The organism is Christiangramia sabulilitoris (genome assembly GCF_007050985.1).
In the GTDB taxonomy this organism is placed as follows: domain Bacteria; phylum Bacteroidota; class Bacteroidia; order Flavobacteriales; family Flavobacteriaceae; genus Christiangramia; species Christiangramia sabulilitoris.
In genome coordinates, this window is the sequence record NZ_VHSF01000001.1 from 658,248 (window position 1) to 671,264 (window position 13,017).

Annotated in this window: 11 protein-coding genes; 8 read left to right on the plus strand and 3 right to left on the minus strand. The window is 40.5% G+C overall.

Translation table 11 applies throughout. The features are described from left to right. Positions 1-7: 7 nt before the first annotated feature. Both FGM01_RS03110 and FGM01_RS03115 read right to left on the minus strand, forming a co-directional pair. On the minus strand, positions 8-862 hold the full coding sequence (locus FGM01_RS03110; RefSeq protein WP_143409676.1) for a ferritin-like domain-containing protein: 855 nt from the start codon (positions 860-862) through the stop codon (positions 8-10). A gap of 25 nt (positions 863-887) precedes the next feature. Further along, entirely contained in the window at positions 888-1,676 is a 789-nt protein-coding gene (locus tag FGM01_RS03115) for a ferritin-like domain-containing protein (RefSeq protein ID WP_143409677.1), read from the minus strand. Between the two features lie 226 nt (positions 1,677-1,902). Here FGM01_RS03115 and FGM01_RS03120 point away from each other — a divergent pair, with 226 nt between their 5' ends. The 8 genes from FGM01_RS03120 to FGM01_RS03155 all read left to right on the plus strand — a co-directional run bounded on the left by FGM01_RS03120 (position 1,903) and on the right by FGM01_RS03155 (position 12,181). Continuing rightward, on the plus strand, positions 1,903-3,687 hold the full coding sequence (locus tag FGM01_RS03120) for an OstA-like protein (RefSeq protein ID WP_143409678.1): 1,785 nt from the start codon (positions 1,903-1,905) through the stop codon (positions 3,685-3,687). A gap of 1 nt (position 3,688) precedes the next feature. After that, a complete protein-coding gene (locus tag FGM01_RS03125) occupies positions 3,689-4,867 on the plus strand; it encodes an aspartate aminotransferase family protein (protein ID WP_143409679.1) in 1,179 nt (392 codons plus the stop codon). A 109-nt stretch (positions 4,868-4,976) separates the two neighbouring features. Continuing rightward, the gene (locus tag FGM01_RS03130) at positions 4,977-6,374 is read left to right on the plus strand and encodes a tetratricopeptide repeat protein (protein WP_143409680.1); all 1,398 of its coding nucleotides are present in this window, start codon (positions 4,977-4,979) and stop codon (positions 6,372-6,374) included. 39 nt (positions 6,375-6,413) lie between these two features. Then, positions 6,414-7,352, plus strand: a complete 939-nt coding sequence (locus FGM01_RS03135) for a DUF368 domain-containing protein (protein ID WP_143409681.1) — start codon at positions 6,414-6,416, stop codon at positions 7,350-7,352. Then, positions 7,339-8,355, plus strand: a complete 1,017-nt coding sequence (locus tag FGM01_RS03140) for a DUF368 domain-containing protein (protein WP_143409682.1) — start codon at positions 7,339-7,341, stop codon at positions 8,353-8,355. Before FGM01_RS03135 ends, FGM01_RS03140 begins: the two co-directional genes overlap by 14 nt. Continuing rightward, a complete protein-coding gene (locus FGM01_RS03145) occupies positions 8,352-9,080 on the plus strand; it encodes a shikimate dehydrogenase family protein (RefSeq protein WP_143409683.1) in 729 nt (242 codons plus the stop codon). The genes FGM01_RS03140 and FGM01_RS03145 overlap by 4 nt, the downstream gene beginning before the upstream one ends. A gap of 119 nt (positions 9,081-9,199) precedes the next feature. Further along, complete coding sequence (locus FGM01_RS03150; RefSeq protein WP_143409684.1) at positions 9,200-11,545, plus strand: DUF349 domain-containing protein; 2,346 nt, start codon at positions 9,200-9,202, stop codon at positions 11,543-11,545. Between the two features lie 9 nt (positions 11,546-11,554). Next, the gene (locus FGM01_RS03155) at positions 11,555-12,181 is read left to right on the plus strand and encodes a class I SAM-dependent methyltransferase (RefSeq protein ID WP_143409685.1); all 627 of its coding nucleotides are present in this window, start codon (positions 11,555-11,557) and stop codon (positions 12,179-12,181) included. On the opposite strand, the gene mazG is transcribed toward FGM01_RS03155, so the two are convergent. Then, positions 12,182-12,955 (minus strand): nucleoside triphosphate pyrophosphohydrolase, encoded by a 774-nt coding sequence (mazG, locus tag FGM01_RS03160; RefSeq protein WP_143410330.1) that lies wholly within the window; start codon positions 12,953-12,955, stop codon positions 12,182-12,184. Positions 12,956-13,017: the final 62 nt, after the last annotated feature.

Consider the following 13,017-nt stretch of genomic DNA (forward strand, 5'->3'; position numbering starts at 1 on the left):
TTTACTTTTAGCCTTCATCCACAATGAACAATCCGGCTATCGCCGTAGCGGTTTCAGCGGTGATTGGCTCATCAAAAGCCTGGGTCACGGCTTCTGTTAGATCTCCAATTATAGGATCTGCATAAGAAAGTGTGGTAAGATCCACACCACCCTGAGTTACATTCGCCTCACCATCATATACAGCTTGTGTCGCTTCCGGCATACCTTCACCTCTGTTATCTAAGGTGATCCAACCTTCCAGGCCACGTATCCTTCTGATTTCAGAAGCGTGTCTGGCTTCAACCGAATGGATTTGTAAAGCCGGCTCAAGGAATGCTGTTCCCATTAGATTGGCTGCCTGGCCTTTATAGGCCCTCACACCTGTATCTTCGAAAGCCTGCGCCAAAGCCAGTAATTGGGCATAAGCCGTTTCCTGACCGGTATTGTTTTCATTGAAAGGATCGAAAGCACCTCCCGCGGTAAAATCGAAGGTTGGTGATTCTACCGGAGTTGCTCCTGCTCCTTCCAGACCCGCTTTAAGAAAATCGACATGTGCTGTTTCATGTTTGGAAATTTGCATATAAACTTTTTCAGCTCGTGATCCTCCGGGAATCACCCCAGAATCCAGTGCTTTGATATAAAATTCAGCCTCCAGATATTCAAGGGTTAAAGCCAGTTGCAAGGCACTCACCGCTGAGTTTTCCTGAAAGAAAGCCGCAGTTGCAGCTCTGGCTTTTCCAGAGGTCGCCAATCCAAAAGGTATAGCGGCCGCGGCAGCCTTTTTTCCGAATGACCCCAACGTATTAAACATTTCCCTTCTCGAAGAATGTCTGGCAGTTAATTTTTCAGATGAAAATTCATCCAGTAATTTTATAATACTCATAATATTGTTTTAAAATTTTAATAGATTAGGCTCCTGTCATTGGTTCTGGCAGATTATCTGCTGTGAAATCTGTAGAAATAAAACCTCCGGCAATTTCAAACACCTCAGATGGATCATAAGCAAGGTCAAGACCATTCTCATCGATGATATCATCTCCTGCAAAGTCTGCAGAATCAGGATTTATCAATGAACGGATTGCGGAAGCATGTCTCGCCTCCACAGAAACAATTTTTCCGGCAAGGGTGAGATAGGTTGCATCTGCTATCCTGTCTCCCGCACCATTATATGCACCAACACCAGTATCTTCCAGTGCCATGGCTGTAGCAAGAACAGAATCCCTGCTATCAAAATCTATTGAGGAAACATCAAATTCAAGGTCCGGGAGCGTGTTTTCCTCTCCCGCCGCAGCAGTAATAGCTACTTTAAAGAAATCTCTGTGAATAACCTCGTGATTATACAGATCATCAAATAAATCTTTTTCTTCCTGAGGTGCTCCGGCATAATACCCGCCTGCTCTCACCTGGGTATAAAATGCTGCTTCCAGCTGCTCTAATGCATAGGCATAATTTAAGATCCCCACATCTCCGCTTCCCAGATCGAATACTTCCGGATCTGGATCTGGTTCAGGCTGTGGTTGTGGCCGTTCTCTTTCTCCTCCGGGATCAAAAAGATCATCTTCGTTACAACCATAGAGCAGGAAACTCGATCCTGCAATTCCAAGTCCTCCCAATTTGATGAACTTCCGTCGGGAATTGTTCTTCGATTTTTTGCTAGATGCCTCAATCACATCTACTTTCACCTTTGGTTTTTTCATAATTCAATTTTTAGTTTCATAGAAATTTACGGGATTAAAAAGCCGATGGTTTGGATAATAGGGTTAAGATTCTCTTAAAGGCAGGTTTAATTGGGAAGGATTTATGCCTTTTTCTATTTAATTATGTTTTAGTTAAGAGTCCTGACCTAATTTTCGATATCCAATCTGCTGTATAAACAGAATTGGATAATTGTAAAATCACTACTTTTGAAGAAAATTCAGCTTTTTGAAAACTTACTTTTTCTTTCTATTAATTATTCTCATTTCCATCCCGGCCCTGGCCCAGAAAAATCAGGAGATCAATTACGATTCAGACCGTACTTTGAAAAATGAAGAAAGGTATCCCGGAGCTCTGATTCTAAGCGGAATAGAAAACCAGGTATATTTTGACCATGATGGTATCGAAGTGTGGTGCGATAATGCCGTTTTTTATAAAAAAGCGAATTTCTTTAAGGCATATGGTAATATTAGAATGCAGCAGGGTGACAGCGTAAGTATGACCAGTAAGTATGCTGAATATAACGGGAATACCGAATTCGCTTTTGCCAGCGGAAATGTTAAGATGAAAAGACCTCAGACCACCCTGGAGACAGACAGTTTATTCTTTGACCGTCTTAAACAGCAAGCCTATTACCGCAGCGGTGGAAAAGTAACAGATACCGCCAGCGTCCTTACCAGTACAGAAGGCCGCTACTTCATGGAAGAAAATAAATATAGTTTCAAATATAATGTGGTCGTAACCAACCCGGAATATACTATCAATTCTGAACAACTGGATTTTTATTCCGAAAGCGGGCATGCCTACCTGTACGGTCCTTCAACCATAAAAAGTGAGACCAGCACGGTCTACTGTGAAAGAGGGTTCTACGACACCAGGGCAGATAATGGTTACTTTGTAAAAAATTCTCAGATCAACTATGACAACCGTATCTTAAAAGGAGACAGTCTTTATTTTAACCGGGAAAGAAAATTCGCTTCTGCTACCAATAACATCAAAGTAATAGACACGATTAATAACAGCAGGATCACCGGGCATTATGCTGAAGTTTACCGGGAGAAAGACTCTGTATTTATTACCAAAAGAGCTCTCGCCGCCAGTCTTCAGGAAAGAGATACATTATTTATCCATAGCGACACCATCATGGTCACGGGAAAACCTGAAAAAAGGGTAATCAGGGGTTACTACAACGTGCGCATGTTCAAGGAAGACCAGAGCGGGCAAAATCCTATGAGTGGGAAAAGTGATTCGATATACTCAGACCAGCAATCGGGACTTACCAAATTGATCAATCTAAGCAGTAAAGGAAGTACCAAACCGGTACTTTGGTCTGGGCTGAACCAGATGAGTGGCGACAGTATTCATTTACACAGCAATACCAATACTGAGCAACTCGACTCTTTAAGAGTTTTTAATAATGCATTTCTTATCCAGAAGGATAGTATTGAAGGTTATAATCAATTGAAGGGGAAAGAATTAACCGGATTCTTTACAGATAACGCGCTAGAAAGAGTTGTAATTGATAAAAATACCGAAACGCTGAATTACATGCGAAATGATGACCAGGAATTGATTGGTATCAATAAAACTCTGGCCAGCTCGGTGGAAATATTCTTCGAAGATCAGCAGATGACAGATATTTATTATTACAGACAGGTTGACGGTAAACTGACTCCTGAAGAAGAATTTCCTCCAAATGCGCGAAGACTCCAGGGATTCAACTGGCGAGGAGAGGAGCGAATTCTCGATAAGGAAGGTTTATTTGCCGGGGAGGAAGATCCCGAATTGACGAAGATCCAGGGTATCGCTTTACCTGATGAGCCGGAAGAGTTCTTTGAAGAAAGAGACGAAGATGACCTGCTGCTGGATAAGAATTCAAGATTGAATCCAAAAGTTTTAAAGAACAGGAAAATCGATTCACTGAAATTTAAAAGCAGGAAATCATCTGATTCTTTAAAGATAAATCCAAACAAGGCCGACACTTTAAAAATTCAAACCGATAAGGTTCAGTAAATTGAAAGAAGATTTTTTAAAATATCAGGCGCAGACTACGCCACATCCTCTGGCTTTGGAAGTTGACCACGCGAAAGGTTCATATATCATCACCACAGATGGTAAAAAACACCTTGATTTTGTAGCCGGGGTCTCAGCCTGCAGCCTGGGGCATTCACACCCGCGGGTAATCAATGCCATTAAAGAACAGGCAGATAAATACCTGCATGTGATGGTCTATGGTGAATATGCTCAAAAACCAGCTGTAGAACTCAGCAAACTACTTTCAGAACATTTACCAGACCCCTTGAATAAGACTTACTTGGTGAACTCCGGGACCGAGGCTATAGAAGGTTCGATGAAACTTGCCCGGCGTGCCACCGGCAGATCAGAGATCATTGCTGCTAAAGGTGCCTATCACGGTAACACGATGGGATCTTTAAGCCTGATGGATTTCGAGGAAAGAGTAAAACCTTTTCGTCCGCTGGTTGGTAATATATCCTTTATAGAATTCAATAATATTGATCATATAGCTTCTATAACCTCTTCAACTGCAGCGGTGATCCTGGAAACCATACAGGGAGGGGCCGGTTTTATAATGCCTGGCAACGACTATCTCAAAAAGGTAAAAACCAGATGCGAGGAAGTAGGTGCCTTGCTGATCCTTGATGAAATTCAACCCGGTTTTGGAAGGACAGGAGAGCTTTTCGGTTTTCAGAATTTTGGGATAGTGCCAGATATCGTGGTTATGGGAAAAGGAATGGGCGGTGGTTTACCTATTGGTGCTTTTTCAGCTTCAGAAGATCTAATGGATCTTTTGATGGATAATCCCAAGTTAGGGCATATTACCACTTTTGGCGGCAATTCGCTTATCGCCGCCGCCGCCTTAGCCACTTTAAAAGAGATTACTGAAACCAATCTCATCAAAAGAACCCTCGAAAAAGAAGAATTAATAAGAAAAAACCTTCAACATCCACTAATAACAGAAATCAGGGGAAAAGGATTAATGCTTGCGTTGATCATGAAATCTGCCGAAATTGCCGATCAACTTGTCCTGAAAGCCAAGGAGTCACAACTTATTCTTTTCTGGCTTCTTTTCGAGAAACGGGCCGTACGGCTAACTCCGCCCCTAACCATCACTGACCAAGAAATATTGAAAGGTTGTGGCATTATTGTTGACATACTCAGGGAGATAGAGTAAATTATAAAGGAATGTTAATTAATTTGTTAACAACAATCAACTGTCATTCCCAAATCGCTTTTAATCATTTATAACTTTAGTACAGTAGAAATCCCTTAATCACTCTCTTATGCAACTAAGCCATAACGAAGAAGATAATTTCTCACTTTCCCGCTTTGAATCCATGCTTAAAACCAATGATGTTTTATTTTTTGATTCGAACGAATTTGAAAACATTATCAATCACTACCTGGAAAACGGCAAGATAGCCCTGGCCAAAAAGGCGGTGAAAATGGGCCTTGCCCAACATCCTACTTCGGTAAACCTTAGGTTGTTTAAGGTAGAGATCCTTGTTTTTGAAGATAAACTGGACCTTGCCGATGGGATCTTAAACGAACTTAAAGAATTAGAGACCTCGAATGAGGAAATCTATATTCAGAAGGCGCAGATATATTCTAAAAGGGATATGCATGCCGAGGCTATTACCATGCTTCAGGCAGCACTTGAGATCACCCTGGAAGATGCTGAAATTTTCTCCCTTATAGGGATGGAATATCTCTTTCTGGAAGATTTTGAGAATGCGAAATATAGTTTTATGAAATGCCTGGAGGCAGATGAAGAGGACTATTCAGCTTTATATAATATCATGTATTGTTTCGATTTTCTGGACCAGAAAACTGAAGCAATTGATTATCTGAATTTATACCTCAATAAAAATCCCTATTGTGAAGTTGCCTGGCACCAGGTAGGTAAGCAGTATTTTGACCTTAAAGATTACAGTAAAGCACTGGCTGCCTTTGATTTCGCGATTATTAGTGATGACAGGTTTGTTGGAGCTTATCTTGAAAAAGGAAAAGTACTGGAGAAACTTAAGCGCTATAACGAAGCTATAGAAAACTATAATATTACCCTGGAGCTTGATGACCCAACTTCCTTTGCCTATTTGAGGATAGGTAAATGTTTTGAAAAACTAGGTTGTGAAGACCTGGCGCTCAAGAACTACAAACAAACGGTGCATGAAGATCCTTTGCTAGATAAAGGCTGGATCGCGATCACCGATTTCTACATTAAAAAACTAAATTTTCAGAAGGCGCTTTATTACATCAACAAAGCAATTAATATTGATGAAGAGAATGTGCTTTACTGGAAAAGGTATGCAAAGATAAACAGCAGGCTAAATTTCTTCGAAGAAGCCGAACAGGGTTATAAAAAGAGCCTTGACCTGGGAAATTATGAGTTGGAAACCTGGATCAAAAGATGTGATATTCTGGTTGGCTTAGGCGAGTATGAAACTGCCATAAGCAGTATGTTGCAGGCACTGGAATTTTACCCTAATACCGCGGAAATTGAATACCGCCTGGCAGGTTTATTTTTCCTTACCAACAAAGGTGAAAAAGGATACTTCCATTTAAACAATGGCCTGAAGATAGATTCTGAATATTATATTATTATCGAGGAGCTATTTCCTAATATTTTTGACCGTAAAAGCGTAAAACAAATTATAAATTCCTTCGTTAAGCTCTCTTAGTAATTTTGCTACCTTTGGGCGAATTGATAAAAGAGCCAGATGCAACGAAGTTTTTTGGATTACCTAAAGGTGACTTTTAAGGGAATGGCCATGGGTGCTGCAGATGTGGTTCCCGGGGTATCGGGAGGTACGATCGCATTCATTTCAGGGATCTATGAGGAATTAATCTCTACCATAAGCGGTGTGAATCCATCGCTTTTGACCACCTGGAAAGAAAGAGGTTTTTCGGCCATGTGGCAGGAGTTGAACGGGAATTTTATTCTTGCCCTTTTCAGCGGAATTCTTATCAGCATTTTTACGGTGATGCGCCTGGCAAATTACCTGCTTGAAAATCATCCTGTTCTCATCTGGTCTTTCTTTTTTGGACTGGTTATAGCCAGTATCTGGTTTGTAGCCAAACAGATCCCCAAATGGAATTTTAAGATAATCCTGGCCCTGGTGCTGGGTGCTGCTGTAGCTTTTTATATCGTAAGCCTACCACCTCTTTCTGCTAACACAAGTTACCTGTTTTTGTTTTTCGCTGGTGCCATAGCGGTTTGTGCTATGATCCTTCCGGGAATCTCTGGAGCGTTTATATTAGTACTGCTTGGTGCTTATAAATCTGTTACTGAAGCGGCCCATGATTTTGACGTTAAGACCTTAGGTATCGTGGGACTGGGAGCTGTCTTTGGCTTACTTACTTTTTCCAAGGTCCTGAAGTGGCTTTTTGTACATTATAGCAATATTACCCTCGCCGTTCTTACCGGTTTTATCGCTGGTTCCCTGAATAAGATCTGGCCTTGGAAAAAAGTTCTGGAAACCGAGACTTATGGCGAAAAGGAAGTAGTAATAAGCGATACCTCTGTGCTACCATGGAATTTCGATGGAGATCCTCAAACCCTCTGGTCGATCTTATTGATGCTGGCAGGATTTCTCCTCATTATCATTCTTGAAATGGTAGCCGGTAAAAACTCTGATATTCCAGATGCAGCAAACTAGGACATTCACAGATAAGATCCTGCTTGTTCTTAAGGGTCTTGCTATGGGCGCGGCGAATAAGGTTCCGGGAGTCTCTGGCGGTGTGGTTGCTTTTGTTGCGGGTTTTTATGAGGAATTCATTTATTCCCTTCAAAAAATAAATCTTAAAGCTTTTAAACTGCTCATCTCAGGCAGATTCAGCAGCTTATACAGATATACAAATGGGAAATTCCTGGTATTGTTAATCCTGGGGATGCTTATTAGTTATTTTAGCGTATCCAAGATCCTGGATTATCTAATTATTCATTATGAATTATATGTATGGTCTTCCTTTTTTGGGATGATCATAGGGTCTATTTACTATATAAGCCGGGATTTTGATGAATGGGACAAAAATTCCATTGTTTTTGCCATTCTTGGAATCATCGCAGGTATAGGAATAAGTTTTCTGGAACCTGCACGTGAAAATGATAATCTCTGGTTCGTTTTTGTCTGCGGAATGATAAGTGTATCTGGAATGACCCTGCCAGGATTATCGGGCAGTTTTATCCTAATACTCCTGGGTAATTATGTTCTGCTGCTTGTAGATTCAGTAAATGCCCTGTACGATACCATAGCTGAAATTTTCGTTCTGGATTTTGACTTCCTGGATAATGCCGAAAGAATGAGAATGCTACAGGTGCTCATGGTTTTTGCCACGGGCTCCCTTGCCGGGCTGGTCTCACTTTCGCACCTGCTGGGTTATGTCCTGAAGAAAAGAAAAAAGCAGACCTATGCCATGATCATTGGCTTTATCACAGGATCTTTAGGGGTTGTCTGGCCCTGGAAAGAAAAGATCTTTAAACTGAATAAGGAAGGGGAAGTATTAATTGATCGCGAGGGCAATAAGATCATTGATAATTATGACCGTTATTTTCCTCAATTTGATCTTGGTGAAACCTGGCTGGCTATATTCTTTATATTGATAGGTATATTTATCGTATTGGGACTGGCCTGGTATGAAAATAAAAATTCCGCGCGATGAGAACCTTTGGTCTTATTGGAAAAAATATAGACTATTCTTTTTCCAGAAAGTATTTTTCTGACAAATTCAGGAAAGAATATTTAGAAGATAAATACCGCAATTTTGACATTCCTGAAATTGAGCAGTTTCAGCAAGTGATACAAAACAATGTGATTGCCGGGCTCAATGTCACCATTCCTTATAAAGAAGCGATCATTCCCTATCTGGATCACCTGGATCCACACGCAAAAAAGATACAGGCAGTAAATACAATCAAATTTGAAAGAGACGGAAGCCTGACCGGTCATAACACCGATTACTGGGGATTTCTGGAAGCATTAAAGCCTGGCTTAAAGCCGCAACATAAATCTGCACTTATTCTTGGAACAGGTGGAGCCTCCAAGGCGGTTGCTTATGCCCTGGATATTCTCGACATTAATTATAAGTTCGTTTCCCGTAAGCCCGGGAATGCCAGGTTATCTTATGATGAACTCGATAAAGACATCCTCAATAAATATCTGCTGATAGTAAATACCACCCCGCTGGGAACCTTTCCTGAGGTAAATGCCTCTCCAGAGATCCCATATCAGCACATCACCAGTGAACATCTTGTTTTTGACCTTATTTATAATCCCGCCGTGACTCAATTTATGAAGTTAGCTGCAGATAATGGTGCAGAAACCTTGAATGGTCTGGAGATGTTAAAGTTTCAGGCAGAACGCGCCTGGGATATTTGGAATTCCTGAATAAACCCAATAAATACCTGATTCCGGCCATATAAATAAAACCATTCGCTTGTCCAATTTTAGGGGAGTTGTTATCTTTCAGAAATAATAGATTTTGAGGAACCCTAACATTGAAATATATGTCACAGCAAGAAAATGAGAACAAGAAAAAGGAGCTTTCTTCCGAAGACCCTAATAAGCCAATTGGCGCAAAAAAGTCGGATGAAAACTCTTTAGAGGAGAATAAGGAAAAGATGTCGACAGAGTCTGTTGGTGACCAATCAAAAGAAAATACTAAGAACACTTCAGATAAAGGGGTAGATTCAGATTCTGCAGTGAAAGAAGACAGCACAGATCATGAAGATGCCATGCTGGACGAATCGGCTTCCGGGCAGGCAACTTCAGATCAAAAGTCACGCGAGAAAGAAGATCCTGAAAGTGATCCATATATGGATATCGAGGAAGATCAGGAAGTGGAAAATCCATTTTTCAAGGAGCCGAAAATAGCCAAAGAAGATACGGAAGAGAAGCAAAAAAAAGAAAAGAAGATTTCAGAATCTACAGATCATGAAGATGCCATGGTTTCAGAATCTGCTTCAAAAAATCAGGTTGTAGAAGATGATGATGATGACGAAGACCTGGATAGTGATATAGCCGAGGCTGTGGTTGGAGAACATAAAAGAACTAGCGGCAATAACCATGAGGAGGATATGGAAAGTGCCGTGGCCGAAGACAGTGAAGATGAAAGTGCCAATGAGCGCCATGATATAGAGAAAAAGGATTATCACTCCATGACCATGGAGGCGCTGGCAGATGAGCTGGAAAAACTTCTGAAAAATGAGAAAGTCCAGGCGATCAAAGAGCATGTAGCAGAGATCCGCTCAGAATTCAATGCCAAGTTTGATGAGGAAATGGAAGAAAAGAAAGAAGATTTTCTTGCAGATGGCGGCAATATCATCGATTTCCACTACTCTACTCCGCTGAAAAAGCGGTTTAGTTCTCTTTATTTCGATTATAAGGAGAAAAGAAACGACTATTACAAGAGACTTAAAAAGGACCTTAATGAAAATCTTCAAAAAAGACTGGATCTTATTGAAGAGCTAAAAGGTTTACTGGGTGTTGAAGAAAACATCAACACCACCTATAATCATTTTAAAGAGATCCAGGAAAAATGGCGTACGGCCGGGCCAATCCCCCGGGACAAATACAATAATGTCTGGAACACCTATCACCATCATGTAGAGAATTTCTATGATTTTCTTCATTTGAACAGGGAATTCAGAGATTTGGATTTTAAACATAATCTTGAGCAAAAGTTAAAGGTTATAGACCGCGCAGAAGAGCTGGTGCAGGAGGAAAATACCAACCGTGCTTTCCGGGAACTTCAAATGTTGCATAAGATGTGGAAGGAAGAACTTGGTCCTGTCGCCAAAGAATACCGGGAAGATATCTGGGAAAGATTCAGTAATGCCACTAAGAAAATTCATGATAAGAGGCAGGAATATTTCAACCAGCTGGATGAGGAATATGAAAAGAACTGGGAGCGCAAAAGAGAGATCATAGATAAGATCAGGGAAATCGCGCAGGAGGATTTTGACAGTCATAATAAATGGCAGCAAAAAATCAAGGAGATCGAAGCCCTTCGGGAAGAATTTTTTAATGCCGGCAAGGTTCCCAGGAGTAAAAACCAGGAAACCTGGAATGTCTTTAAAGAGAATGTTAGAAAGTTCAACCGAAAGAAGAATGCTTTTTATAAGAATCTGAAGAAGCAGCAATACGAAAACCTGGAAAAGAAGAAAGAACTTATCCAGATCGCAGAGGATAATAAGGATAGTGATGATTTTAAAACCGTCACTCCATTAATGAAAAAGATCCAGGCAGACTGGAAGAAAATAGGTCATGTGCCCAGAAAGGATAGTGATAAGGTCTGGAAGCAATTCAAAAAAGCCTGTAATCATTACTTCGATCGTATGCACGCCCAGCGCAACGAAGATAATAAGGAAGAGATTGAAGCTTTTGAAAAGAAGAAAGAGATCCTGGATAAGGTAAAAGCTATTGAATTAAGTGGGAATAAAAAGGAAGATCTTCCAAAGATCAAGGAGCAGATCAATGCCTGGAAAGAGGTTGGGAAAATCCCTTACAACAAACGATTTATTGAAGGTAAATTCAACAAGGCCCTGGATCAATTATTCAAGAAAATGGATATTGATAATACTAAGGCTGAAATGATGAAATATGAGAATAAAGTTCAGGCCCTGGATAATGCCGATGATGATAAGAAAATTAGAAACGAACATTATTTCTTAACTAAAAAGATAGAGGAAACCAAGGCCGAGATAAGGCAACTGGAAAATAACCTGCAATTCTTTTCTAATGTGGATGATAAAAATCCATTGGTACAGGACGTTCATAAGAACATAGAAAATCATAAGGCAGATCTGGAGGTCTGGAAAGAGAAACTCAGAAAGATCAAGTCTTTATACTAAAACATGGAAATGCCTTGCAGTTTATGCAATTGCGAAACCCGGAAGTTCCAGACGGTTAAGGAACGGGAATATTTGCAATGTGTAAGTTGCAGGGCAATTTTACTTTCCCCAAAATTTTATCTTTCACCACAGGCAGAAAAATTCAGATACAGTCTGCATAACAACGATGTTAACGACCCGGGATATATTCATTTTGTTTCCCCTATCGTAAAAAGAATCCGGGCAGATTTTGACCGTAATTCCAGCGGCCTTGATTTTGGATGCGGTACCGGGCCGGTGATCACCACAGAGCTAAGAAAAAGTGGTTATACCCTGGAACTATACGATCCTTTTTTTAACCCAAACAGAAGTGCCCTCAAGAAGAAATTCGATTTTATAGTTTGCTGTGAAGTGATGGAACACTTCAAAAACCCTCTGCAGGAATTTAAATTATTACGCTCACTGCTCAAGGAGCATGGCAAATTATATTGCAAAACCGAGGTATGGAAAGAGTCTGTAGAATTCCAGGATTGGCATTATAAAAATGACTTAACTCATGTCTTCTTTTATAACAGAAAAACACTGGAATGGATAAGCCACAACCTTGATTACTCTGGCGTGGCGATACTTAAAGATTTTATTGTTTTTTCTGCCTGATCACTGTTTTTTCGCTTCGTTCCAAAAGAAATCCATTTCAGCCAGGGTCATATCCTTTAAAGCTTTGTTTCTCTCCTTCGCTTTTTCCTCAAGGTACTGGAAGCGTTTAATAAACTTCTTATTTGTTCGTTCCAGGGCGTTCTCCGGGTTTACCTTAAGGAAACGGGCATAGTTAACCATAGAGAAGAGAACATCGCCAAATTCGGCCTCTATTTCATCCTTATTATCTAAAGTTACTTCATGTTGCAACTCCTCCAGTTCTTCTTTTAATTTTTCAAAAACCTGTTGTGGCTCCTCCCAGTCGAAACCTACCCCGGCAACTTTATCCTGTATCCGGTTAGCTTTTACTATCGCGGGCAGTGATCTTGGCACTCCTTCCAGGACACTATTCTTACCTTCTTTTAATTTCAGGTTTTCCCAGTTCTTTTTTACCTCTTCTTCATCGGCCACCTCAACATCTCCATAGATATGTGGATGCCGGTCTATCAATTTATCACAGATACTATTTGCTACATCTGCGATATCAAAATCATTGGTTTCACTGCCTATTTTGGCGTAGAAGACCAAATGCAGCAAAACATCTCCCAGTTCCTTTTTGATCTCCTGCATATCCTTATCCAGGATCGCATCGCCAAGTTCGTAGGTTTCCTCAATAGTTAGATGTCTTAGCGACTCCATGGTTTGCTTACGGTCCCATGGGCATTGTTCCCGGAGTTCGTCCATGATGGTTAATAATCTATCGAATGCTTTAAGCTGATCTTCTCTGGAGTTCATAGCTGAAAAATGATTTTTGTAAAAATAGGATTTCATCAAACGAAATCTGAAATTATTCCCTA